Genomic DNA, 25,381 nt, shown 5'->3' on the forward strand with positions numbered 1-25,381 from the left:
GGGGCGGTGCCTACTTAAGGTACGCCAGACCCGGGTGGACCTCGGTGTAGCCCTCGACCAGGCGGCGTGCGACGTTCACGGAGTCGACCAGCGGGTGCAGCGCGAAGGCCTTCACCGCCGTCGTGCGGGAGCCGTTCTCGGCCGCCGAGAGGACCTCGCGCTCGACGCCCTTGACCGCGCAGACCAGGCCGGTGGCATGGTCGGGCAGCGGGTCGACCGCGACGGGGTGGGCGCCGTTGGCGTCGACCAGGCACGGCACCTCGATGACGGCGTCCGTGTCGAGGACCGACAGCGCGCCCTGGTTGCGGACGTTGAGGATCAGGGTGGTGCGCTCGTCGCGGGCGATGGCCCGCATCAGGGCGAGGGCGACCTTCTCGTAACCGCCGGAGAGGTCGTCGGCGTCGCGTTCGCCGGCGCCGGCCGTCTCCCGGTTCTCCGACATGTAGGTCGCCTCGCGCTCGGCGCGGGTACGGTCCCAGGCGGTCAGCGCGGCGGCGTCCGGGTGCTTCATCTCGTCGTAGAACTGGGCCTGTTGGTCGCGCAGGAACGCGCCGCGGGTGCGCTCGACCTCGCTGTAGGCGCGGACGGTCTCGCGGTTGAAGTAGTAGTAGTGCAGGTACTCGTTCGGGATGGCGCCGAGCGACTGCAGCCAGTCGGTGCCGAAGAGCTTGCCCTCCTCGAAGGAGCCGAGCAGGTCCGGGTCGGCGAGCAGGCGCGGGAGTTCGTCACGGCCGGCGACGCGCAGGCCGCGTACCCAGCCGAGGTGGTTGAGGCCGACGTAGTCGATGTAGGCCTCGCGCGGGTTGGCGCCGAGCACCTTGGCGATACGGCGGCCGAGGCCGACCGGTGAGTCGCAGATACCGATGACGCGGTCGCCGAGGTGGCGGGACATGGCCTCGGTGACCAGGCCCGCCGGGTTGGTGAAGTTGATGACCCAGGCGTCGGGGGCGAGGCGGGCGACGCGCTGCGCGATGTCGACGGCGACCGGGACGGTTCGTAGACCATAGGCAATACCGCCGGCGCCGACCGTCTCCTGGCCGAGGACGCCCTGGGCGAGGGCCACCCGCTCGTCGTTCGCACGTCCCTCCAGGCCGCCTACGCGGATCGCGGAGAAGACGAAGTCGGCTCCGCGCAGGGCCTCGTCGAGGTCGGTGGTGGCGGTGACGGTGGGGGCGTCGGGCACGGTGGCGGCCTGTTCGGCCAGTACACGGGCGACCGCATACAGTCGACTGTCGTCGAGATCGTGCAGCACCACCTCCGTGACCCGGCCCTCGCCGCGGTCCGTGAGCAGTGCCCCGTACACGAGCGGTACGCGGAACCCGCCGCCGCCCAGAATCGTCAGCTTCACGCTTTCACCTTTCCTGCCACGACGACCTCGACGCCCGCTTCCTCCAGGGAGGAACGGGTCACCGGGTCGACCGGGGCGTTCGTCACGACCGCGTCCAGGTCCTCGGGACCGCACACCTTCGCCATGCCCGTACCCGGGAACTTCTGCGCGTCGGCGAGCAGGACGACCTTCTCGCCGGCCTTGATCATGGCTCGCTTGACCGGCACCTCGACGACCGTGGTGTCCATCACCTGTCCGCCGGGCCGCACGCCGCTGGTGCCGAGGAAGACCCAGTCGGCGTGCAGTTGACGCAGGTTGTCCTCGGTGAGGAAGCCCACCAGGGAGCGGTACTCGCGCCGGACCATGCCGCCGAGCAGCACCAGTTCGATGCCCTCGTCGTCGGCCAGCTCCTCGTAGACGACCAGGTTGCTGGTGATCACGGTGAGCCGGCGGCCGTGCAGTTGCCGGGCGAGCCGGTAGGCGGTGGTGCCGATGTCGAGGAGGACGGACTGGCCGTCGGCCACCATGGCGGCGGCGTGCGCGGCTATCGCGTCCTTCTCGGCCACCCGAACCTCGGCGACCTCGGCGAAGGGCTGGTCGCCCTCGTCGGCCACGGCACCGCCGTGGACGCGGGTGAGCAGCCCGTCCTCCTCCAGTCTGACCAGGTCGCGCCGGATGGTGGCCGGACTCACGCCCAGTTGCTCGGAGAGGTCGGTCACAGAGGCGGGGCCACCGGAGCGAAGGGCCCGCAGGATGAGTTGGTGTCGTCGTTCTGCCAGCACGCGGTGCACACTACTCGTCATCTTCAATCATTTCCATGCTCAGTTCTGCTCGGGTATTGACCAATCTCGCCGAGCAGCGCACGATTCCGGCATCGAAAATGACGAGTTTTGACGAGAGGCGGCGCACGTGGACGACGACAGGCCCGATGTGCTGCTGACCGGACTGCTCTTCTACGACCTCGTCCTCACGGGGCTGGGAAAGCCGCCGACGCCGGGCGAGGAGATCTGGACGGCCGGCATGGGATGCAGCCCCGGCGGCATCGCGAACCTCGCGGTGGCCACGGCCCGCTTCGGCCTGCGCACCTCGCTGGCCACGGTCTTCGGGGACGACTTCTACGGCGAGTACTGCCGGGACGTCCTGCGCGACCAGGAGAACATCGACCTCTCGCTCTCCCGCACCGCGGACGGCTGGCCCACCCCCGTCACCGTCTCGCTCGCGACCGGCCACGACCGGGCCCTCGTCACCCACGGCCAGGAGCCCCCGTTCTCGCAGGACGCGCTGACGGGCGACCCGCCCGAGGCGCGCACGGCGCTCGTGCACATCGAGGCCGAGCCGCGCGAGTGGATCGCCAAGGCCGCAGCGAACGGAACCCACGTCTACGCGGACGTCGGCTGGGACCCCACCCAGGAGTGGTCCCGCGACCTCCTCGACCAGCTCGCACTGTGCCACGCCTTCCTCCCGAACGAGACCGAGGCGATGGCCTACACCCGCACCGACAGCGCGGTGGCGGCCCTCGGCACGCTCGCGGAGCTGGTGCCGGTGGCGGTCGTCACCCGGGGCGGGGACGGGGCGGTCGCCGTCGACCAGACCACCGGGGAGTACGCGGAGGTCCCGGCCCTCGCCGTGGACGTCCTGGACGCGACCGGCGCCGGGGACGTCTTCGGGGCGAGCTTCGTCACGGCCTCCCTCGGCGGCTGGCCACTGGCCGAACGGCTGCGGTTCGCGGTCCTGGCGGCCGGGCTCTCCGTACAGCACCACGGCGGCGCCCTCGCGGCCCCCGGCTGGTACGGCGTCGACCGCTGGTGGCGCTCCCTGACCGATCCCGACCTGAGGCAGGCCTACGGCTTCCTCGCCGACCGCCTGCCGCCGGACGTGGGCCCCCCGGTGCGCCACGCGCCCGTCACCCCGCCCGCCCGGCAGCACTGACCCGCACCCGATCCACCGCCCGGTCCCAGAGCCCCACAGCACCCCCGCCCCACACCCACAGCACCACCCCCCTCAGCCCACGCCCCTCAGTACCACGCACAGGAACAACAGGAGTGACCCGTGGACCTATCACGCAGAGGCTTCCTCCAGGCCGCCGCGCTCACCGCGGCCGCGTCCGGCCTGACCGTCGCATGCGGCGGCTCCGGATCGGGCGGCACCAAGAACGGCAAGAACCTCACCCTGTGGTACTGGGGCGGCGCGCTCAGCGACAAGGTGGTGGCGGAGGCAAAGACCCACTTCAGCGGCGCGGTCAAGCTGACGGCCTCCTCCATCGGCGGTGACTTCAAGCAGAAGCTCACCACCACCCTCGCCGCGGGCGGCTCCTCCGTGCCCGACATCACCGGCATCAAGGGCGAGGACATCGCGTCCTTCCTGCCCAACGCCTCCCGCTTCCTCGACCTGAACGACCTGGGCTTCAAGAAGATCTCCTCGCAGTACCTGGGCTGGAAGACGAAGCTCGCCCAGACCTCCGACGGCAAGCAGATCGGTTTCCCGATCGACATCGGTCCCACCGCGCTCTTCTACCGCGAGGACATGTTCGCCAAGGCGGGGGTGGCCACCGACCCCGACAAGGTCGCCGCCCTGGTCAAGACCTGGGACGACTACTTCGCGCTCGGCACCGAGCTGCAGAAGAAGAACCCCGGCACCTTCCTGGTCAACAACCTCGGCTCCATGTTCGACATGACCGTCGGCCAGGGCACACAGCGGTTCATCGACAAGAACAACCACTTCATCGGCGACCAGGACCACATCCGCGCCGCTTGGACCACGTCGGTGCGCCCCTACACCCTGGGTCTCGACGCCAAGATCAACGACAACTCCTGGAACGCCGCCGTCGGCAAGACCCTCCTCACCGAGCTCGGCGCGGCCTGGCACGCGCTGGACATCGAGCAGGCGGCCCCGCAGACCAAGGGCAAGTGGCGGGTGTGCGCGATGCCCGTCGGACCGGCCAACCAGGGCGGCTCCTACCTGGCGCTGCCCAAGCAGTGCCGGAATCCCGAAGAGGCATTCAAGATCATCAGCTGGATCCTCAGCCCGGCCAACGACGCCCGCGGGTTCACCGACGCCGCCATCTTCCCCGCCGCCCCGGCCGCGTACACGATGCCGGCCATGACGGGCCCCGACGCCTTCTTCGGCGGACAGAAGATCATCGAGATCTTCGGACCGGCCGCCAAGGCCGTCCCGAACACCTACGAGGCCCCCGCCGACGCCGCCGTGATGGCCCCGTACAAGACGGAGCTGACCAACATCGAGGCCAAGGGCAAGAAGCCCGACGACGCCTGGAACGATGCGGTCAGCCAGGCCAAGCAGATCGCCCGCCGCCAGGGGGTGAACTGAGGTGACTTCCCCTCCGGTCACCGGTCCCGCCGCGGTGCCCGAACACCGCGGCGGGCCGGGCCCGGCCCGGTTCCGCCCCCGGCGCGCCACGCCCGTGGGCACCGTCCGGCCGAAGCGGCGCGGCCCGCTGGCGTACTGGCGGCAGTACCTGGCGATCTCGCCCTTCTACCTGATCTTCGCCGCGTTCTCCTTCTTCCCGGTCTTCTACTCGCTGTACCTGGCCTTCCAGCGCTGGGACGGCCTCGGCGACAAGCAGTTCGTGGGCCTGCAGCAGTTCCGGTTCCTGTGGTCGGACCCGGTCTTCTGGCTGTCGATCCGCAACACCCTGGTGATCTGGGTGCTGTCCACGGTGCCCACCCTGCTGGGCGCCCTGGTGCTGGCCACGCTGCTGCACTCGGTGCGCCGCTTCAAGGGCTTCTACCGGATCGCCCTCTACGTGCCGAACGTCACCTCGATCGTCGCCGTGGCGATCTTCTTCGGCGCGGTGTTCAGCAACAACTTCGGCCTGGTCAACGCGATCCTCGGCACGGTCGGCATCTCGCCGGTGCCGTGGCTGAGCAACCCGTGGCTGATCAAGGTGGTCATCGCGCTGCTGATGACGTGGATGTGGACCGGTTACAACATGATCATCTACCTGGCCGGTCTCCAGGCGATCCCGACCTCCATCTACGAGGCGGCGAAGGTGGACGGCGCCGGCCCGGTCCGCACGTTCTTCCAGATCACCGTCCCGATCCTGCGGCCGATCATCCTGTTCACGGTCATCATCTCGACCATCAACGGCCTGCAGAGCTTCAGCGAACCCCAGGTGCTGTTCGCCAGCAACGCCGCCAACGCCAACCTCGGCGGCCCCGGACAGGCCGGTCTGACCACGCTGCTGTACTTCTACCAGTCGGCCTTCCTCAACAACGACTACGGCTACGGCGCCGCCATCGTGTGGGCCTTCTTCCTGTTGATCATCGTCCTCGTCGCCGTCAACTGGCGCATCACCCAACGAGGGAGGAAACCGTGACCACAGCCGATCCGACCCGGCCGGCCCCGCGCTCGAGGCGGCTGCGCCGCCCCAAGGGCCTGACCGCGCACATCATCCTCATGGCGGCCGTCCTGCTCTCGGTCTTCCCGTTCGTGTGGACGATCGTCATGGCGACCAACACCACCCAGGACATCTACAAGAGCCCGCCGAAGTTCACCTTCGGCTCCCATCTGCTGGAGAACATCCGGCATGTGCTGAACACCATCGACTTCTTCGGGTCGATGCTCAACACGGTCGTCGTCGCGACCGTCACCACCGTCCTGGTGCTGTTCGTCGACTCGCTGGCGGCCTTCACCTTCGCCAAGTTCGACTTCCCCGGCCGCAAGGTGCTCTTCGGCACGCTGCTGCTGTTCATGATGCTGCCGTTGCAACTGGCGATCCTGCCGCAGTTCATCCTCATGTCGAACATCGGCTGGGTGGGCATGCTCAAGGCGCTGATCCCGCCCGCCCTGGCCAACGCCTTCGGCATCTTCTGGCTGCGCCAGTACATCGAGAACGGCGTGCCCGACGAACTCCTCGATGCCGCGCGCATCGACGGCGCCGGGTTCTTCCGCCAGTACTGGAACATCGCGCTGCCGATGATCAGGCCCGCGCTGTCCTTCCTCGCGATCTACGCCTTCGTCGGCGCCTGGAACGACTACGTCTGGCCGCTCATCGTGCTCACCAACCCGGACCACGTGACCCTCCAGGTGGAGCTGGCCCAGCTGAACGTCGGCCACACCACCGACTACAGCATGGTCATGGCCGGGGTGCTGATGGCGTCGCTCCCGCTGGTGCTGGTCTTCGCCGTCTTCGCCCGCGGCTTCATCGCGGGCGCCACTGAGGGCGCGGTGCAGGGCACCTGACCCGCGCGGGCCGCCCCGGCCCGCGCGGTACGCACAGACAGCGGTAAGCGCAGGACAGAGGAGGGATCCGGTGACGGACACGGACGCCGAGCGGACGCGGGCGGCGGAGAGCCAGGGGTCCGCCGGCCGGGGCGGCACCCCGCGCGGCAAGGTGCTCGTGGTGGGCATGGACGGACTGCGCCACGACCGGCTGGTCCGCTCCGCGGCCCACGCCCCCGTCCTGCACGGCCTGCTGGCCGGGGGCGCCCACGGCACCAGCCTGCTGCCGTACGGCGAGGCCGACGGCCAGGCCGAGGGCGGACCGTGGACGAGCATGGCCTACACCGACTCCGGGCCCGGCTGGTCCAGCGTGCTGACCGGGGTGTGGCCCGACCGGCATGGGGTCACCGGCAACGACTTCGCGGGCGCCGACTACGCCCGCCACCCCGACTTCCTCAGCCGCGCGGCCCTCGCCCGCCCCGGTCTGCGCACCGCCGCCGCAGTGTCCTGGCCGGAGCTGGTCCACCGCGGTGTCCTCGGCCCCGCCATCGGGCGGCGGGTGCACCACGACGGCGAGAGCGACGGCTACGCGACCGCGGACGACCTCGTCGCCCGCACCGCCCTGCGCTGGCTCACCGAGGACGACCCCGACCTGGTGTTCGTGTACTTCGGCGCCACCGACGAGGCCGGTCACGCCACGGGTCCCCTCTCCGCCGCCTACGACCACGCTCTTCTCGCCCAGGACACCCATCTGGGGCGGCTGCTCGCGGCGCTCGACGCACGGCCCTCCGGCGAGCGGTGGACCGTGCTGGTCACCACCGACCACGGGCACCTCGACACGGGCGGCCACGGCGGCGACACCCGCGCCGAGCGCGAGGTGTTCGTCGTCCTCGCCGAGCCCGGCACGCTCGCCGGCACCCGGCTCGACTCGCCCCGGCTCGTCGACATCGCCCCCACCGTCCTGGACCGGCTCGGCATCCCCGTCGACCCGGACTGGGGCCTGGCCGGACGGGTCCTGCCCGGACCCGTCATGCCACCCCCGCCCCCCGTCATGCCGCGCACACCGACCGACAAGGGAGCCATCCGCCGATGAACGATCCGTCGATCCACGGGCTCCGGCCCGCCGATCCCCTGATCGCCCTCCGCCCCTGGGAGGCACCCGAGCTGACCTCCTGGGCACGGCTCCCCATGAACGCCGTCGACCGGCGCACCGGAGCACTCCCTCTCGACGGGGACTGGCGCTTCCAGTTGCTGCCGGCACCCGACGCCACGCTCGCGGACACCTGGTCGTCCGCATACGTGCCGGGCGTATGGACCATGCAGGACACGGACGACCTTCCGCAGTACACGAACGTCCGTATGCCGTATGCAGAATTCCCTCCACTGTCGCCCGCCGACAATCCGACGGGCGTCTACGAGCGTGAGATCGACATCCCCGCCGAGTGGGCCGGCCGGCGCATCGTGCTCCAGGTCGGGGCCGCCGAGAGCGTGCTGCTCGTGCACGTCGACGGGCGGCCCGTCGGCGTCTCCAAGGATTCCCACCTCGCCGCCGAGTTCGACCTCTCGGCGGTCGTACGTCCCGGCGAGCGGGCCACCGTACGGCTGACCGTGGTCAAGTGGTCGGACGCCTCGCACATCGAGGACCAGGACCAGTGGTGGCACGGGGGCATCACGCGGTCGGTGCTGCTGTACGCGACCGACCCGCTGTATCTCGCGGACCTGACCGTGCGGGCGCGCCACGACGGGGAGCTGCAGGTCGACTGCCAGGTGCGGGACGCGGGCGGCGCGCTGCCGGCCGGGTGGTGGATCAGCGGTGACCTGGAGGGCCAACTCCTGGCCCAGGAAGCGGAGTTCGACCGTTTCAACACGGAGGACGACCGGGTCTCCGACTTCCTCGGCGAGGCCCGGATCACGGCCACCGTCCCCGAGGTGCGCACCTGGAACGCCGAGACGCCCGAGCTGTACGGACTGACGGTCAGGCTGCACCGGGCCGACGGAACGGTCGCCGACACCTCGTACCGGCGCATCGGTTTCCGTGACGTCGAGATCGTCGGGCGGGACCTGCTCGTCAACGGCGAGCGGGTGTTCGTCCGGGGCGTCAACCGGCACGACTTCCATCCGCTGACCGGCCGGACGGTGTCGTACGACGAGATGCGCGCGGATCTGGTGCTGCTCAAGCGGTTCGGGTTCAACGCGGTCCGCACCTCGCACTACCCGAACGACCCGGCGTTCTACGACCTCGCCGACGAGCTGGGTCTGTATGTCGTCGACGAGGCGGACATCGAGTCGCACGACCACGCGCACGAGATCGCCGACGACCCGCGCTATCTGAACGCCTTCGTGGACCGCGTCTCGCGGATGGTGCTGCGCGACAAGAACCACCCGTCGGTCATCGTCTGGTCGCTCGGCAACGAGTCCGACTACGGCGCCAACCACGACGCGGCGGCCGGCTGGGTCCGCCGGCACGATCCCACCAGACCGATCCAGTACGAGGGCGCCGCCAAGCGTGGCTGGGCCGATCCGGATCTGGCCTCCGACATCGCGTGCCCGATGTACGCGCCGCTGGAGGACTGTGTCGCGCACGCGCTGTCCGGTGAGCAGACCAAGCCGTTGATCCAGTGCGAGTACTCGCACGCGATGGGCAACAGCAACGGGACCCTCGCGGACCACTGGGCTGCCATCGAGTCAACCCCGGGTCTTCAGGGCGGCTTCATCTGGGAGTTCTGGGACCACGGAATCCTGCAGCGTGTGAACGACGGAAGACCCACCGGCCGCGCGGGCGCCGGACTGTATGACAACGGTGTCGCCGCGCCCGGTAACCGCTGGGCGTACGGCGGTGACTTCGGCGAGGCGATCCACGACGGCGCGTTCATCGCGGACGGCGTGGTGTTTCCCGACCGCACGCCCAAGCCGGTGATGTTCGAGCACCGGGAGATCGCGGCGCCGGTGCGCATCGAGTGCTTCCGGCACGAGGGCATCGTCCTCGGCAACCACCAGCACTTCCGGGGCCTCGAATGGCTCGCCGGGACGTGGGAGCTGGCGCTCGCGGACGGCCGTACGCTGACCGCTCCGGCCCAGCTGCCCGCCCTGTGCCCTGGCGAGACGACGGCCGTACCGCTGCCGTTCGAACTGCCTGAGGACGGCGGCGAGGCCTGGCTGACGCTGCGGGTGACCACGGCCGAGGACCAGGTGTGGGCGCCGCGCGGCACTGAGGTGTGCACGCCCCAGGTACGGCTGCGGGCGGCAACGCCCGTGGCGCCACCGGTGGTTGGCGGCAGCGGTGTCGAGGTCGACGGGGAGGGTCTGCTGCTCCACCCGCTGCTGACGGTCGCGCCGACCCTGTCCCTGTGGCGGGCGCCCACCGACAACGACGAGTTGGGCGGCATGGCGCTGCGCTGGCGGACCTGGGGGCTCGACTCACTGGTCCGCAAGGTCGTTTCGGTACGGCGTGACGGCGAGCGCGTGACGGCGGTCGCCGAGTACGCCGGGGCGGTCGGTGTGGTCCGGCACTGTCAGGTGTTCACGCCGGTGGAGGGCGGGGTCCGGGTCGAGGAGTCGGCCGAGCTGCCCGAGGAGTTCGTCGACGTGGCCCGGGTGGGCACCGTGTTCGAGACGGTGCCGGGTCTGGATCTGCTGGAGTGGTTCGGCCGGGGTCCCTGGGAGTCGTACCCCGACCGCTGCACGGGCGCGCCCGTGGGCCATCACTCGGTCCCCGTCGACGAGTTGTTCACCCCGTATCTGCGCCCGCAGGAGAGCGGTGGCCGGCACGGGGTACGGCGGTTCACGCTGTCGGCACCGGACGCCACCGGTCTCACGGTCGACCTCGACGAGCCCCGCCAGGTCTCGGTGACCCGCCACCGCGCCGAGGACCTGACCGCCGTACGGCATCACGACGAGCTGGTGCCGCGCACGTCCTGCGTGGTGCAACTCGACGCGGCACACCGGGGGTTGGGCACGGCTTCGTGCGGCCCCGACACCACACCGCAGTATCTCGTCGCACCGGGTGTCCATCGCTGGAGCTGGACCCTGCGCGTTCTCTGAACCCACCGGTTCGGAACTTCCCGGCTTTGAACTCCCCAGCTTTCACGAGCACTTACCCACGGAGCACACGTGTGTACTTCGCATGACCACGAGCACGAGCAGTGCGAGAGCGCCCAGGCCGGTGCCGGGCGACGCAACTTCCTCCGGGCCACCGCGCTGCTCGGTGCCGCCGCCACGGCCGGTGTCGCGCTGCCGGGCGTCGCCGAAGCGGCCCCGAACTCGGCGTCGACGAAGGCGGGTTGGCGGCCCGACACCGACAGCCGGCGCTTCACGCTCGCCGTGATGCCGGACACCCAGTACCTCTTCGACGGTCCGAGCATCGACAAGGCGCCGATCGAGGCCTCGCTGCGCTATCTCCTGGAGCACGGCAAGGACGACAACATCGTCTTCCTGTCGCACCTGGGCGACCTGACGCAGAACGGGGCCGTGCCCGAATTCACCGCCATCGGGGAGGCGTTCAAGCTGCTGGACCGGCGCGGTGTCGGCTACAGCGTGCTGGCGGGCAACCACGACATCAAGTCGTCGACGGACGACCAGCGCGGGGCGTCGCCCTACCTGGACGCGTTCGGCCCGCAGCGGTTCAAGAACAAGTCCACGTTCGGCGGCGCCTCTTCGGACGGCTACAACACGTACCACCTGTTCAGGGCGGCCGGGCGGGAGTGGCTCGTGCTGGCGCTCGACTGGCGGCTGTCGGCGAAGGGGTACGCCTGGGCCAAGGACGTCATCGCCAAGCACCCGAAGACGCCGGTCGTCCTCACCACGCACGAACTGGTCGTGGACGACGACACGTTGTCGGACTACGGGCAGCAGCTGTGGGACCAGCTCATCGCGGACCACGACCAGATCTTCCTGACTCTGAACGGCCACTACTGGCCGGCTCGCCGGGCGACCCGCAAGAACGCGGCGGGCAACGACGTCCACCTGCACCTGACGAACTATCAGAACCGCTACTTCGGTGGCGCGGCGATGATCCGTCTCTACCACTTCGACCTGGACCGCGACGTCATCGACGTGGAGACGGTGTCGCCGTGGATCCTGGGCCGGGCCGCGAAGGGCCTCAACGAGCTGGAGCGGCAGGAGATCGAACTCAGCGGCGACGCCGACCGGTTCTCCGTCGACATCGACTTCGCGGACCGCTTCGCGGGCTTCGACCCGGTGCCGGTCCGCGCGGCGCGCCCCGCGTCGAAGATGCTGATCCCGGGCACGGCCGCCTACTGGCGCTTCGAGTCCCCGGTTTCCGGCTCCGGCACCGTCCGTGACCTGTCCGGCCGCGGCAACGACCTCGCGGTGGTCTCCGTGAACGGCGGCACCCTCGGCTGGTCGGCCGACCACCACCCGGACCAACCGGGCCACGGCAGCCTGGAGTTCACCGGCTACAAGTCACCGCTGAAGGGCGCTTATCTGCGGACCGTGGACGAGGCGCCGCTCAACTCGGCGACGTTCAAGAACGGTTACACCATCGAGGCGTTCTACTGGCTGCCCGCCGACTGGAACGCCTCGCACAACGCCTGGGCCGGTCTGGTCAGCCGCACGGGCCGCAACGGCTCCGTGGGCACGGTGACGGACGACCCCGACGAGCCGCTCGCGACCCTGTCCCTGTCCGACGGACCGGGCCCGCAGTGGGCGGTACACGCCCTGAACCAGCAGCAGTTGGCCACCAACTGGGGTGACGAGACCGACCCCGAGATCTGGTGGCACCTAGCCGTCGTCAACGACGGACGGCACACCACGATGTACGTCCAGGGCTGCCCGGTGGCCCGCAACCCGCACGCCCCCGCGATCGGCATCGCGTCCTCCGGTCAGCCGTGGCTGCTCGGCGGATACGAGTACGCGGACAAGATCGACCAGATCCTGCACGGCCGCCTCGGCGACGTCCGGATCGTCTCCCGGGCGCTGCCCGTGACCTCCTTCATGACCCACTGACAGCGCTCCAGAGGACTCACACCGATCATGACCGAGCAGCAGCTGCCCATCTGGGCCGACCCTTCCGTCTCCCCCGCCGCCCTCGACGCCCAGGGCGTCTCCCGGCGCCAACTCCTGCGCCGCGCTGGCCTGTTCGGCGCCGCGTTCACCCTCGGCGCAGGACCGCTCGCCGCACCTGCCGTGGCGGCCGGGCGGGGCTACGGCGGCAACGACCCGCGCCTCGCCTACCTCGTCGGCGACCACCATGTGCACTCGGTGTACAGCCACGACGCCAAGTACACGTTCTCCCAGCAGGCGAAGGCCGCCGCGCAGTACGGCCTCGACTGGATGGTGTTCAACGAGCACTCCAACTTCGGACACGCCAACTACGGCGCGAAGTTGGAGCACACCGAGATCCTCAAGGCGCGCGCCGAGAACCCGCGCCAGCTCATCTTCCAGGGCCTGGAGTGGTACATCCCGGCCGCCGAGCACTGCACGATCTTCGCCGCGCCGGGCCGTCACGAGGTGGATCTGCTCACGCAGTTCGAACTCGCCTACGACGGCAAGCTGTTGGGCTACACCGAGGGCTCGGCAGGGGCGACGGACACCGCGCGCAACGAGGCGCACGCCGTCAAGGCCATCAAGTGGCTGGCGGAGCAGCGCCGTTCGGGCTACGTCGACGACGTCCTCGTCCTCGCCAACCACCCGCTGCGCCTGGGCATCGACTCCCCGCACGAGATGCGGGCCTGGCGGGACGCGGCCCCCGAGATCATGATCGGCATGGAGGGCGCGCCCGGCGCCCAGGGCGCGGCCCTGCCCGGCTGGCGCGGCGCCACGTCGATCCGCGGCGAGTACGAGAACAAGCCGTCGGCGCAGTCCTGGGCGGGTTATCCGGCGGACGCGTATGTGACGTACGGCGGGTTCGACTGGGCGACGGCGACCGTCGGCGGGCTGTGGGACTCGATGCTGGCCGAGGGTCGGCTGTTCTCGATCACCACGAACTCCGACAACCACCGTACGGTCTACGACACTTGGGCCAACGGCGCCTGGCCCGAGGGGCAGAACTTCGACAACACCGGCAAGCTGCCCGACCCGGTGCAGACCGGCACCCCGCAGCCCGGCAGCGACTTCTGGCCCGGCGAGTTCAGCCGCACGCATGTGGGCGTGACCCGTTACGGCTACGGCGCGGTGATGGCGGGGATGCGCGCGGGCCGGGTCTGGGTGGACCACGGGCATCTGCTGGACGGGCTCGACGTCCGCCTGAAGCGGGACTGCGACTCCGGCCGGGGTGTCACGCTGGGCGGTCGGCTGCGGGTCCGCAAGGGCGAGAGGCTCACGCTGAGCGTCACCGTGACGACCGCCTCGCGGCCCAACGCCCAGGGAATCCTGCCGGAGTTGGCGCACGTGGACGTGATCCGGGGTGCCGTGCGCGGCGCGGTGTCCGACCGGGACGCATGGCGGGCGCCGGACACGAAGGTCGTCCGTACGGCCGACGTGAACGGCCGCAAGGGGACGTACACCCTGCGGATCCCGGTGACAGCCGGGGACGAGTCCTTCTACCTGCGGCTGCGCGGCAGCGACGGCGAGCGGCACGGCGCGGGCTACCTCGGCGCCTCGGTCGACCCGCACGGCCCGATCCCCCACGCGCCCGGAAACGGTGACCCGTGGGCCGACACATGGTTCTATTCCAACCCCATCTTCGTCGACCTGGCAGGTACCTGATGAAGCGTCAACTCACTGTCCTCGCCGCCTTATCGGGTGCTCTCACGCTCGGCGTGAGCACCTCCTCGGCCGCCGCTGCCACCACCTGGGCGGAGACCGGCACGGCCTACACCGACAGTCTCGGCGGCGGCGAGGGCGTCGCCTCTCGTGCGGACGGCTCGCTGCTGTACCGCGGGCCGGCCTCCATCCCGCTGGATCTGCGCGTCCAGGGCTGGAACCACGTCGGTGACCCGGACATCGCGAACGGCTACGTCTTCGACGCCTACCAGGCCGCCGACACGGGCACGTCCAAGATGTTCGCGGTCACCACGCCGTCCGGGACGCGCTACACGTACGTCCACCCGCTCGACTCGGGCGAGAAGATCAACAACTCGTTCGACGCCATCTCGCCGGACACGCAGTGGATGGTGTCGGGCGAGTGGGGCGACCAGTCCAGACTCCAGGTCTTCCCCACTCCCCTGCTCAACCCGTCCACTCCGGCGACGGGCGGAACGCTGCCGCAGGCCGGGCAGATCACCCTGGACAGGACGGTGAACGACATCCAGGGCTGCGACTTCGTGACGGACACCCGCCTGGTGTGCGTCTCGGACGACGCGTCGGGGACCAAGTTCCCCGAGATCCGCCCGCTCCTCCAGGTCGACCTGCCGCACAAGCTGGACGGGCAGCCGATCACCGGCACGGTGACGAGCCTGTTCGCGCTGCCCCAACGCAGCATCTGCACGGGCACGTTCGAGGCCGAGGGCGTCGACTACGACGTGAACAGCGGCACGCTCCGCGCCGAGGTGGTCCAGCCGGGCGTGTGTGTGGTGTCGACCAGCGTGTACTCGTACAAGCAGCAGTAGACCGGGAACCGCGGACAGCCGGCGGTGGGCTTCGGCCCGCCGCCGGCTTCGACGTTCCCGGGCGAGCGGGTGTCAGAAACACACGCACACCGGGATGATGTGGTCCACCATGGGGATTGACCGCTGCACAACCACCAGGCACACCACCGCGACCGGGTCATGAGGGGAGGCCGCGCATGCGGAAAGAGGTGCGGACGGGGGACGGTCGACGATTAGCCGTCGAGATCACCGGCGATCTCAACGGGTCACCGGTGTTCCTCCTGCACGGCACACCCGGCAGCAGACTCGGCCCGGCGCCCCGCCCGATGATGCTCTACCACCAACGGGCCATGCTGATCACCTACGACCGCCCCGGCTACGGCCCCTCGGACCGCCTCCCCGGCCGCCCGGTCGCGCACGTCGCCGCCGATGTGGCCGCCATCGCCGACGCCGTGGGGCTGGAGCGTTTCGCCGTGGTGGGCCGCTCCGGCGGCGGCCCGCACGCACTGGCCTGCGCCGCACTCCTGCCGGACCGGGTCACCCGGGTGGCGGTACTCGTCGGGCTGGCTCCGCGTGACGCCGTCGGGCTGGACTGGTTCGCCGGGATGGCCGCGTCGAACGTCAACGAGTACACGAAGGCCCTGGCCGGCCCCGACCGGCTCGCGGCCAGCCTGCGCAGACGCTCGATCGCCATCCGCGCCGACCCCGTACAACTCCTGGCCCAGCTGCGCCGGGAACTGACCGAGTCCGACCTCCGGGTGATCGCCGACGCGGGCATCCGCGCGATGCTGGTCCGCAACTACCGTGAGGCGCTGCGGGTGTCGGCCGACGGCTGGGTGGACGACGCCCTGTCGTTCTGCAGCCCGTGGGGCTTCTCCCCGGACGACATCTCCGTACCGGTGCTGCTCTGGCACGGAGAGCAGGACGCGTTCTCCCCCGCCAGCCACTCGCGCTGGCTCGCCGAGCACATTCCCAGTGTGATCGCCATCCTCCAGCCCACCGCCGCGCACTTCGCGTCGCTGCGCGTGCTGCCGGACATCGTCACCTGGCTTCTGGGCGGCCGGCCCGCGCTGACGGCCGAGCGCTGCTGAGGGGCCGTCACCGCGTACCGCTCACACGGGCAGCGGCTCCAGGTCCCGGTGGACACGTTTGCCGTCGCGGACACTCACGGTGTGCGGATGCTCCTCACCGAGCCGCCGGGACAGTTCCTCCACGGCGCCCCCCTGCAACTGGTCGGCCTCCGGCAACCGCTTCAGGGCGCGCAGCGTGACGGACAGATTGGCGCGTGAGACGACGGTGTCCGGATGGCTCGGGCCGAGGCTGCGCTGGAATCCGGCTATGGCCGTCCGCTCCAGTTGCTCGGTCTTGAGCAGTTCCCCGTGCTCGGCCAGCACATTGGCGAGGTTCACGGCACCGGACAGGCTGTAGGGATGCTGCTCGCCGAGGACCTCGCGCAGGACGGCGAGGTTCTCCTCCAGCAGTTCCCGGGCGCTGCCCACCTCGCCCGAACCCCGCAGGAATATACCGAGGTTGTTGACCGCGGCGAGGGTCGCGGGATGGCGCAGACCCGGCGCTATCCGGTACTGCGGCACGATCTCCAGCGCCAGTGCCACGGCCTCGTCCCGGGCGTTGGTGGCGTAGAGGTCGGTGGCGTAGTTGAGGGTGCAGTCCAGCACGTCCGGAGTGGACGTGGGGATCTCGCGTGCCCGGTAGTGCTCCCGGGTCTGGAGGGTGATGTGGCTGGCCTCCGCGACCTGACCGGCCTTGCGCAGCGAAACGGCGAGGCTCTTGGCGGCGCGCAGGGTGTCGGGGTACGTGTCGCCGAACCGCCGCCGGTAGGTCTCGTAACTGCTCCGCAGCAGTGTGAGCGAACCGTTGTAGTCCCCCACCTCGCGCAGATCGCGACCCAGGTTGACGCCGCTGTTCAGGGTCTGCTCGTGCTCCGCCCCCAGGTCGTTGCGTCGCCGGTCGTAGATCTCCTGGTCGATGTCGCGGGCCTCGGTGTAGCGGCCCAGCTGGCGCAGGCAGACGGCGCGGTTGTTGTTGGCGTTGAGGGTCCGCTGATGGTCCTCGTCGAAGTACTCCTTGAAGCCGTTGTAGGCCTCGGTGGCCAGTTCCAGAGCCTCGGAGAAACGGCCGACGCTGCCGAGGTCGGTGGCAAGACCGCTCGCCGTCATGAAGATGTGCGGATGGTCGGGGGCCAGTATGCGACGCTGGCGGGCCAGCGTGTCCGACCCCAGTTTCTCCGCCTCCACGTACTTCCCCAGTGAGCGCAGCGGGTTCGCGATGTGAAAGCGCAGATGCAGGATCTGGATGTCGAGGTCCCGCACATAGCGTTCCTCCGACTCCAGCAGCTCCAGATCCGCGGGGTCCGCGCTGCCGGTCCGCTCCTTGTCCGCGGCGATCCTCTTCTCCAGCTCGGCGATCTCCTCCCGCCGCGCGGCGAGTTGGTGTTCCCAGGACGACCGCAGCTCCGTACCGAAGGCGAGGGCGGAGTTGAGATCACCGCGCTTCCACAGATAGCGCAGTCGGTCGATGAGGAGCTGCCGGGTCGCGGGCTCGTCGCAGGTACTGGCCTCGGAGGCCTCCAGGTGCGGCCAGATCGCGGCGAAGATCGCGTTGTTCTCCGGCTCGTCGATGGGCTCCTCGCCCGCGGGCCTGGCGCCCGCCAGGATGCGGTGCACCACGTGCTGGGCGCTCTCCTGCTCCTCCTGCGAGAGCTGGGAGCGGATCACCGCCTGGACCAGCCGGTGCACCTGGATCGACTTGGTGGCCCGGTCCACCTTGGCGAGCGCGAACCGGCCGATCTCGCGGATCACCCGGCCCAGGACCATCTTCTCCTGCAGCGTGGGGTCCTCCTCGGAGAGGACCTTGATCATCTCGTTGCCGTAGAGCAGATTCAGGGATATCGGTTCCGCGGCGAAGAAGGCGCACAGCTGCAGCAGGCGTACGGCGGCGGGCGAGCGGTCCTTGAGGCGCTCGATGGAGACGTTCCAGGTGGCGGCCACCGGTTGGGGGTAGTTGGCGGGGTGGCTGAAGGACAGCACCTGTTCGGCCTGCTGTTCCAGCTCCATCAGGTAGGTGTCCACCGGGGTGCCGGTCTCGGCCAGCCAGGCGCCCGCCTGGTCCAGGGCCAGCGGCAGGTCGCCGACGGCCTCCGCGACCCGGTCGGCCTCCGCGACGCTGAGGTCGGCGGCCCTGCGCAGCAGGTGCTCGACGCTCTCCTCGCGCAGGAAGGGGTCGACCTCCAGGGCCTCGCCGAACTGCAGCCAGGTCTGGTTGCGGGAGGTCACGAGGATGTGGCCGTTGCCGCCCGGGAAGTACCGCCTGACCTCCTCCGGCTCGTCGGCGTTGTCGAACACCAGCAGCCAGTGCAGCGCGGAGGTCGACTGGCGCAGGTACTCGCGCGCCTCCTGCGCGGCCTGTGCCGCGTCGTCGCCGACCCTCAGGTTCAGTCGGCCGGCGAGGTCCTGCAGCGCCGAGATCACGAACTCGCTCTGCTCCGAGGGGATCCACCACACCAGGTCGTAGTCGGCGGCGAAACGGTGGACGTACTCCAGTGCGATCTGGGTCTTGCCGACGCCGCCCAGCCCGTACAGGGCGTAGGGCGCCGGGGAGCCTCCGGCGGTGCTGGTGACGAGGCCGTCGCGGAGCCTTTCCAGCAGGGCGCTGCGTCCGGTGAACGAGGCGTTGCGCGGCGAGACGTTCCAGAACTTCGGGGCGGTTCCCGGGAAACGTGCCTCCGAGGCGATTCCGTCGGCGGACTGCTCGACGGGCAGCGACGGCTTGCCGAGGGCCCGCAGCAGCACGGAGGCCGCACGCGGCTCGTCCAGCCGCACCAGGTCGACGGACTCCCACTCGCTGAACGACGGTGTCAGCCGGATGTCGCCGACCCGGACCGCCGTCACCTCACGCCGCCTCGACGGGTCGCCACCGGTCGCGGTCTCCCACACCTGACGGGCACGCGCGGAACGCTGATAGGCCTGGGACAGTACGACGACGGTCCGATCGGCCGGCTTCTCCGCACCGTCGCCCTCGGAACCGACGTACTTCAGGACCACGCGGAAACCGGCGCGTGCCAGCAGCGAGCCGATCCAGTCCGCCCACATCCGGTCCTCGGCGACATAGCTGAGGTGGAGATCGGCGGGGAGTACCGCGCGGCTGCGGGTGAAGGCGGTCTTGTAGCGCTGGCGCACCTGTTCGTCGATGCGCGGCAACGCGGTGACGGACTGGCCGCTGATGACACCGGTGAGCCGCTCGAAGGCCGAGAGCAGCGAGGTGGGATTGCCGATCTCGTCGCCGAACGTGGCGAGCGTCTCCTCGTAGGCGTAGTAGACGCGGTACGGGATCTCCACCGACCCCCAGTAGCTGGTGCGTTCGGTCTCGGTCATGCCCGAGGGGAAGCCGTCGAACTTGGCCCGGGCCAGGGAGCGTCCGGCCTCGGCCTTCTCCTTCTCGCCCTCGTCGATGCGCATGGGGACCGGCAGAATGCGGATGGCGCGGGTGGCGAAACGACGGTCGATGTGGTGGGCGACCGCCGAGGCACCGTCGATGCTCTGGTCGCTGAGTGTGAAGCAGTCGACGAGGATGTCCGGGAGATGGGCGGTGCAGATGTCCGCGATGTCGGACAGACCGGTGCGGCTGTCGATGAGGACGTAGTCGTAGTTGCGCCGCATGTCGTCGCGTAACGCGTCGAAGAACACGCCACCGCCGAGGTGGTCGTAGAAGTTGTCCCAGTCGAAGGTGCTCACGATCGCCGAGTAGTCGCGGTTCTGCCGTCCCGCGGTGACCAGGTCCAGGGTGCCCTGGCCGGGGAAGGTCCATTCCAGGGAGACGGCGTGGCGCTGGATGCGGGCGTAGTCGAGGTACCAGTCCGGCGGGCGGGACTCGCTCTCGACGGCATCGGCCGCGGCCGCCCAGGCGTAGTCCGAGAGCAGTTCGATGACACCTGTGGTGGCACCGATGGTCGCCGGGTCGAGGAACGGGTGGAAGAAGCGGTGCAGGCCGGGCGCCTCCAGGTCCCAGTCGACGGCCAGGACCCGTTTGCCGTTGGCGGCCAGGATCCAGGCGGCGTTGGCGAGCGTCATCGTCCGGCCGGTGCCGCCCTTGTACGAGTAGAACGTCACGATCCGGCCCTCGGGGCCGTCATGTTCCTCAGGGCTGGTCATCGTCGTCCTCCTCGGCATACGGGCGGGGCCTCCGCCGTTGACCGTCCTGGTCTCCCGAGATGCTCAGCCGGAAGCGCGGGGCGGTGGGGCCGGGAAGTGCAGGTCCCGGGTTCTGTTTGAGGTACTGGACCGCCGCCCACTGCACGACGTGCGGCAGCAGCACGCCACAGGACTCGTGGTCGGGAATGCCCCGGACGGCGGGTCTGCAGGCCTGGCGCCCCTGGTTCATCTTCTGCGGCAGGATCGCCTCCGTCGCCGCCGACAGTTCGTCCTCCGCCGCCTCGCTGTCGGGATCGTCGCGGTTCCACGGCACGACGAGCGCGGTCGCCGGCCGGTGGCTCCGGTCGAACTCGGCCAGTCCCGCCCGGTGTTCGGGATCGCGCAGCGTCCAGCGGTCGAGCAGCATCACCTCGGGTCCGTCGGGCGGTCCCGCGTCGGCGGTCGTGCCGGGGTCGAACGCCCTGACGTCGGGCCGGTAGTCCAGGCGTTCGGCGATCTCGGCGGCAACGCTCGCGAGCGGTTTGGCGGACTCCGGGTGGTAGGGATTCCAGTGGAGTGGCGAGCGGCCGTAGTAGGAGTGCGTGCGCCCGTCCGGAATTCGGTCCACCGATTGCGCGGCGACGGTGATCCGCAGGGTCCGCCGGGTGTTCAGCGGCTCGAAGGCGTTCGGCAGGTGCCTCAGTGGTGTGTCGCCGCCACGCTCCACGATGACGTCCTCGCCGACCTTGACGATGCGCTGGGCGAGTTCCATCACCGCCTTCTGGTAGGCACCGCGGAACGAACTGACCTTGATGAGTCCGTACAGCCCGTACTCGCGGTAGCGGTCGCCCAGTTCGGGATGCGTGTACTGCAAGTCCTTGACGCTGTCCGGCAGTCGATGGGTGGGGACGGGCGTCCACAGGGCCGGCACCACCGCGCTGGGGGCGGTGGTGCGCTCCCCGGTGCGACGGCGCGCGGCGCGGCGGCCGAAAGCAGTCCATTCCCGACCGCACCAGGTACTGCGGAAGTAGCGGGGCGAGTACAACGGTACGAACACCCTGCAGCCGGCGAGCGAACCTTCGAGCTCTTCCGTCCAGACCTCCCCGGCACGCATCGAACGGTCCATGAACCCCGCGGGACCGCCGTCCGTGTCCGCCATCTCCCGTATGTGGCCGCGCAGATCACGGAAGAATCGGTGGACCCACATGTCCGGGTCGGGCTCGTCGAAGTCGTCTCGGGGCGAGTGGGCGTAGCTCAGGAAGAAATACGGGGCGGCACTCTCCACCCCTAATGGTTCCATCCGCTCCACACGATCCCCCGATCCCCCATGCGTGGAGACTCAGTGTAGGAATCCGACAGCGTTTTGTGACTGGTTCGCCTCATGCGGGCGAGGGCGATTTCCGGACAGCCATCCGACGGCGAACTCCACCGCCGCTCTCAGCGGCAGCAGCCGGGCGTCTGCGTGGCCGAGCCGGTCGTGCCGCAGGGCGGGGGAAGCGAGTGCCGCGTCGTGAGCCTCGTACGCCGCGCCCAGTGCGCCGAAGTCGCTGTCGTCCAGGTCGACGTCCTTGTACGAGGTCCAGACGCGCCGCCCGTCGCGCAGGACCACGCAGCGGTACTCCCGGCGGGGCGGGTCCGCGATCCGGTACTCCGCGAGATGGAAAGCGCTGCACACCTCGTAGCCGACGCCGACCAGCAGCACCTGGGCACGGGCCGCGAACAGCCGGGCCAGGGGCGAGCTCTCCCCCAGATGGCACTCCTCGTCGTGATCGGCCATCAGTTCCGCCGCCCGGGCTCCCACAGCGGCGAACGACGTCTGGGGATGTGCGCTGCGCACCGCGTCCCGTCTGCGACGCACCGTCTCCGCCAGCCACCCCATGCCCTGCGAGGCCGTCCGCGCCGGGTCGAACGGCGGCATGTCCCTTTCGTGGGACGCTCGCTGACGGTCCGTCATCCCGCGGACCCGCTGTCGGTAGGCGGGCGAGGAGTCGGAGTTGCCTGCGGTGAACGTGGGGACGACCAGCGTTCCGTCCCGGCCGAGAGCGTCGAGCAGGGCACCGGGCAGCGAGTCGGCGACCGGGCCGACCCGGCGCGACGACGCGTGCACCAGCAACGTCGCCCCGGGCCTGACACCGAGGGCTTCGAGGCCGTCCGATAACGGCCGGGGCCCTCTCACCGGCCCCGCCGCATGCCGTCGACGAACCGTCGTCCGAGCACCGTGAGCGAACCGACCGCCGCGAGTTCCTCCAGCCGGGCGTTCGTCCGCCGAGCCGACCCGGCGGTCGGCCGCAGCGCCTCGGTCGCCACGCGGGCGTACAGGTCGGCGAGCAGAATCCCGGTGTGCGTGTCCGCCTCGTCATACAGGTCGCACACGTCGAGCACGGCGTCCAGGAGACCGAGGCGGAAGGCGCGCACCAGATCGACGGCGAGCCGCACCGGATCGCTGCTCAACGCGACTCCGAGGCCCGCGAATCCCCCTCCCGGGGAGACACCGTCCGGATCCGCGGCACCGACGAGTGGTGTCACCACCCGCACACCGGCCGCCATTCCGGAGGCCACCCCCGGCAGCGTCTTGCGGATCAACTCCCATGCCTGCGGGAGCAGATGCCGCCACTCCTCGATCTCCTCGTCCGTCAACCGCCCGCGGACGGGCCGGTCGTAGCAGTCGCGGTACGGGTCGACATCGTCCAGTGCCACGTCGAGGCCGTCGGCCCGCAGCCGTCGCAGGTGCTCCCAGCCGGGTGCGCCGACGCGGATCCGGTCACCGGTCAACTCCACTGTCGCCGCGGCCTCTTGGGTGCGCAGCCGCCCCGCCCCGGCAAGATGGGCGAAGCCTTCGCGGACGGGCACCGTGACCCGGTCGACAGCGCCGGCCGGCAGCGCGGCGGCAGCGACCAGCGAGGCCAGATGGCCGGACGGAGCTTCGCCGTCGAGGCAGCGCACCAGCCATGTCCGGGTGTAGGGATGGGACAGGAAGGGCTCCAGCAGAGCGGCGTCCCGACGACCGAGCCGAAGCGCCAGGTCCCAGGCGGACTCCCACAACTCGTCGTCTCCGTGCGGCAGTTCACGGTCGACCATGGTGAGCAGCTGACGGGTCACCGCCTGCCGCGCCCGCACCAGTTCCCGCACCGCCGTGCCGTCGTCGCTGCCGTCGGCCAGGGCGTCGAATCCGTCGATCGGCCGGTCGGCGCCGGCACCCGTGCGGTGGTCGATCGAGCGGATCAGCGCTTCGAGATCGGCGCAGAAGACCGACGGGTTGTCGAATCCGCTGCCGTCGCCCCGGTACCGGTGGGCGAACAGTCCGCCTCCGCAGGAGCGCACCACGGGGCAGGACCGGCATTGTTCGCTCAGTCCCGCAAGTCCCTGCTGGCGAGCGGTGATTCCGGGATGACGGGCCACGTCGTCAAGGGTGTTGTCGAAGACGTCCTCACCGGTGGCCGGAGCGCCGTCGTACGCGGTCTTGAGCGAGTCCGCCTGCTCGAACGTCCCGTCGGTCTCGATCACCGCGACGTCGGCGGGTGCCAGTCCCATGGACTCGGTCAGGCTCAGTCCACCGCCGAGTGTGCTGATCACCGAGTCGAACAACCGCACAGGCATGGGGCGCCCTTGAGCGTCCCAGCGGTCGTAGACCGCCATCAGCCAGTCGGCGTACGGCGTGGGGACTGTGTCGGGGCGCGGCGGCGGGTCGTCCCAAGTGGCGTGCGGCAGAAGGAAGTCGATGCGCGGGGGATCCAGCGCGGCCAGCGCTTCGTAGGCGGCGACCGGATCGTTGCGCACGTCGATGGTGCACAGGAGGCCCGCGTAGAGGTGGCGGTAGCGCTCCTGCCGGAGCAGTGCGACAGCTGCCAGCACCTTGTCGTAGCTGGTGCGGCCGTTGGCGAATCGACGGTGCAGGTCGTTGGCGGCCTGATCGCCGTCCAGGGAGATGCCCACCCGGACGTCGAATTCGGCGAAGAGATCGAGGTAGCGCTCGCTGAGTTGAACGCCGTTCGTGTGGATACGTAAATCGAGTTCGGCGATTCCGTGCAGTGCGGTGTGCAGTTCCTCGCAGATGCGCCGCAGGCGGGCCGGGCCCGCCAGCAGGGGCTCCCCTCCGTGCAGGATGACCTGCACGGAGGGCAATGCATGGGTTTTCGCGTGTTCCGCCAGACGCAGAGCAGTCCACGAAATGACCTCGTCCGAGATCACTTTGGGGCGGGAACTCCAACTTTGATCGGCATGCTCGTATACATAGCAGTGATCGCACGCAAGGTCGCACCTGCTGTGGACCTTGAGAACGATTTGCCGAAGTGGAACCAGCGGACTGGTCATTCTGAAGGAATCGCTGTCATCAAATAGAAGACTGGAATGTGACCCGGGCGCCCTCTCGACTGTGCGTGGACGAGAGAGCACGACGTACCCCTCGGACACTCCTCGGGTCGTGCGGAGCGTCAAGTTGCGTCATGGCCGCAGCACGGTTGGCGACAGCAGTCGGCTGCGAAATGGTTCTTGCTGAAATGATCACGGCATTCCCTGATCAGGAGGGCGGTAGGGCGGCAGAACAAGCCGCCCCTTCACCGCACAGGCGAGAGTCTCGGGGAACACGCTATCGCGGACTGGCCCACCATGTTAGCCAACGCCGACGGCGGATTCTTTACCGCAGGTCAGCGGGCCTATCGCTGTGGGTGCGTTGGGCCACTCGGGTAGTTTCTTCCCTCACCATAGCGTTCGTATGCGCGCAGCGTGCCGGCAAAACCGCGCCGCCGCCCGGTACCGGCCAATCTCCGCCATGCCGCGTCATGCGTAGAAACGGGACAGACTCTGCACCACCGCCGCCGGCTTCGGCCCGCCCTCGATCTCGATCGTCCCGTCGACGGCGATCTGCACCCCTCCCGGCACGTCCTCCACCGAGGCGAGCCTCGCGGCGAGCCGGATCCGCGAGCCCACCTTGACCGGCGAGGGGAAACGCACCTTGTTCAGGCCGTAGTTGACCTTCGTGGACACGCCCTCGACGTCCAGCAGTTCGGTGAAGAGCGGGATGAAGAGGGAGAGGGTCAGATAGCCGTGGGCGATGGGTGCGCCGAAGGGGCCCGCCGCGGCCTTCTCCGGGTCGACGTGGATCCACTGGTGGTCGCCCGTCGCGTCGGCGAAGGTGTCGATGCGTTCCTGGGTGACCTCGATCCACTCGCTGGTGCCCAGGTCGCTGCCCGCGAGCTTCTTGAGTTCGTCGAGGCCGTTGACGGTGATGCTCATAAGTAGCC

The 25,381-nt window shown here is 69.8% G+C and carries 17 protein-coding genes; 10 read left to right on the forward strand and 7 right to left on the reverse strand.

Annotated features, from left to right (window positions below):
• Positions 1-10: 10 nt before the first annotated feature.
• The gene (locus OC490_RS10290) at positions 11-1,348 is read right to left on the reverse strand and encodes a 6-phospho-beta-glucosidase (RefSeq protein WP_262057536.1); all 1,338 of its coding nucleotides are present in this window, start codon (positions 1,346-1,348) and stop codon (positions 11-13) included.
• Positions 1,345-2,109 carry a DeoR/GlpR family DNA-binding transcription regulator gene (locus tag OC490_RS10295; RefSeq protein WP_262057537.1) on the reverse strand — a complete coding sequence of 255 codons (765 nt, stop codon included), beginning with the start codon at positions 2,107-2,109 and terminating at the stop codon, positions 1,345-1,347. Before OC490_RS10295 ends, OC490_RS10290 begins: the two co-directional genes overlap by 4 nt.
• A gap of 127 nt (positions 2,110-2,236) precedes the next feature.
• Here OC490_RS10295 and OC490_RS10300 point away from each other — a divergent pair, with 127 nt between their 5' ends.
• From OC490_RS10300 to OC490_RS10345, 10 genes are all read left to right on the forward strand, one after another.
• Positions 2,237-3,256, forward strand: a complete 1,020-nt coding sequence (locus OC490_RS10300) for a carbohydrate kinase family protein (RefSeq protein WP_262057538.1) — start codon at positions 2,237-2,239, stop codon at positions 3,254-3,256.
• A gap of 120 nt (positions 3,257-3,376) precedes the next feature.
• The gene (locus OC490_RS10305) at positions 3,377-4,654 is read left to right on the forward strand and encodes an ABC transporter substrate-binding protein (protein ID WP_262057539.1); all 1,278 of its coding nucleotides are present in this window, start codon (positions 3,377-3,379) and stop codon (positions 4,652-4,654) included.
• Between the two features lie 94 nt (positions 4,655-4,748).
• Positions 4,749-5,663, forward strand: a complete 915-nt coding sequence (locus OC490_RS10310) for a carbohydrate ABC transporter permease (protein ID WP_262057590.1) — start codon at positions 4,749-4,751, stop codon at positions 5,661-5,663.
• Positions 5,660-6,529, forward strand: a complete 870-nt coding sequence (locus OC490_RS10315) for a carbohydrate ABC transporter permease (protein WP_262057540.1) — start codon at positions 5,660-5,662, stop codon at positions 6,527-6,529. Before OC490_RS10310 ends, OC490_RS10315 begins: the two co-directional genes overlap by 4 nt.
• Positions 6,530-6,680: 151 nt before the next feature.
• Positions 6,681-7,601 (forward strand): alkaline phosphatase family protein, encoded by a 921-nt coding sequence (locus OC490_RS10320; protein WP_262057591.1) that lies wholly within the window; start codon positions 6,681-6,683, stop codon positions 7,599-7,601.
• Positions 7,598-10,549: a glycoside hydrolase family 2 TIM barrel-domain containing protein gene (locus OC490_RS10325; protein ID WP_262057541.1), complete on the forward strand. Its 2,952-nt coding sequence runs from the start codon at positions 7,598-7,600 to the stop codon at positions 10,547-10,549. The genes OC490_RS10320 and OC490_RS10325 overlap by 4 nt, the downstream gene beginning before the upstream one ends.
• A gap of 69 nt (positions 10,550-10,618) precedes the next feature.
• On the forward strand, positions 10,619-12,472 hold the full coding sequence (locus OC490_RS10330; protein ID WP_262057542.1) for a LamG-like jellyroll fold domain-containing protein: 1,854 nt from the start codon (positions 10,619-10,621) through the stop codon (positions 12,470-12,472).
• Between the two features lie 27 nt (positions 12,473-12,499).
• Positions 12,500-14,173, forward strand: coding sequence for a PHP domain-containing protein (locus tag OC490_RS10335; RefSeq protein WP_262057543.1), 1,674 nt, complete (start codon positions 12,500-12,502; stop codon positions 14,171-14,173).
• Entirely contained in the window at positions 14,173-15,015 is an 843-nt protein-coding gene (locus tag OC490_RS10340; protein WP_262057544.1) for a hypothetical protein, read from the forward strand. The genes OC490_RS10335 and OC490_RS10340 overlap by 1 nt, the downstream gene beginning before the upstream one ends.
• 176 nt (positions 15,016-15,191) lie before the next feature.
• Complete coding sequence (locus OC490_RS10345; protein WP_262057545.1) at positions 15,192-16,085, forward strand: alpha/beta fold hydrolase; 894 nt, start codon at positions 15,192-15,194, stop codon at positions 16,083-16,085.
• Positions 16,086-16,106: 21 nt separating this feature from the next.
• Here OC490_RS10345 and fxsT read toward each other — a convergent pair whose 3' ends face one another.
• The 5 genes from fxsT to OC490_RS10370 all read right to left on the reverse strand — a co-directional run bounded on the left by fxsT (position 16,107) and on the right by OC490_RS10370 (position 25,373).
• The gene (gene fxsT, locus OC490_RS10350) at positions 16,107-20,162 is read right to left on the reverse strand and encodes an FxSxx-COOH system tetratricopeptide repeat protein (protein WP_262057546.1); all 4,056 of its coding nucleotides are present in this window, start codon (positions 20,160-20,162) and stop codon (positions 16,107-16,109) included.
• The gene (locus OC490_RS10355; protein WP_262057547.1) at positions 20,149-21,426 is read right to left on the reverse strand and encodes a TIR-like protein FxsC; all 1,278 of its coding nucleotides are present in this window, start codon (positions 21,424-21,426) and stop codon (positions 20,149-20,151) included. Before OC490_RS10355 ends, fxsT begins: the two co-directional genes overlap by 14 nt.
• Positions 21,427-21,480: 54 nt before the next feature.
• Complete coding sequence (locus tag OC490_RS10360) at positions 21,481-22,248, reverse strand: aminoglycoside N(3)-acetyltransferase (protein WP_262057548.1); 768 nt, start codon at positions 22,246-22,248, stop codon at positions 21,481-21,483.
• Between the two features lie 65 nt (positions 22,249-22,313).
• The gene (locus tag OC490_RS10365) at positions 22,314-24,452 is read right to left on the reverse strand and encodes an FxsB family cyclophane-forming radical SAM/SPASM peptide maturase (RefSeq protein ID WP_262057549.1); all 2,139 of its coding nucleotides are present in this window, start codon (positions 24,450-24,452) and stop codon (positions 22,314-22,316) included.
• Between the two features lie 465 nt (positions 24,453-24,917).
• Entirely contained in the window at positions 24,918-25,373 is a 456-nt protein-coding gene (locus OC490_RS10370) for a MaoC family dehydratase (protein ID WP_262057550.1), read from the reverse strand.
• Between the last annotated feature and the right edge of the window lie 8 nt (positions 25,374-25,381).

Source organism: Streptomyces sp. STR69 (assembly GCF_024519455.1).
In the GTDB taxonomy this organism is placed as follows: domain Bacteria; phylum Actinomycetota; class Actinomycetes; order Streptomycetales; family Streptomycetaceae; genus Streptomyces.

Bases quoted from the DNA above. Each gene is read 5' to 3' on its own strand.
- OC490_RS10325 (WP_262057541.1), top strand. From the start codon at position 7,598: ATGAACGATCCGTCGATCCACGGGCTCCGGCCCGCCGATCCCCTGATC.
- OC490_RS10335 (WP_262057543.1), top strand. From the start codon at position 12,500: ATGACCGAGCAGCAGCTGCCCATCTGGGCCGACCCTTCCGTCTCCCCC.
- OC490_RS10340 (WP_262057544.1), top strand. From the start codon at position 14,173: ATGAAGCGTCAACTCACTGTCCTCGCCGCCTTATCGGGTGCTCTCACG.
- OC490_RS10345 (WP_262057545.1), top strand. From the start codon at position 15,192: ATGCGGAAAGAGGTGCGGACGGGGGACGGTCGACGATTAGCCGTCGAG.
- fxsT (WP_262057546.1), bottom strand. From the start codon at position 20,162: ATGACCAGCCCTGAGGAACATGACGGCCCCGAGGGCCGGATCGTGACG.
- OC490_RS10365 (WP_262057549.1), bottom strand. From the start codon at position 24,452: ATGACCAGTCCGCTGGTTCCACTTCGGCAAATCGTTCTCAAGGTCCAC.
- OC490_RS10370 (WP_262057550.1), bottom strand. From the start codon at position 25,373: ATGAGCATCACCGTCAACGGCCTCGACGAACTCAAGAAGCTCGCGGGC.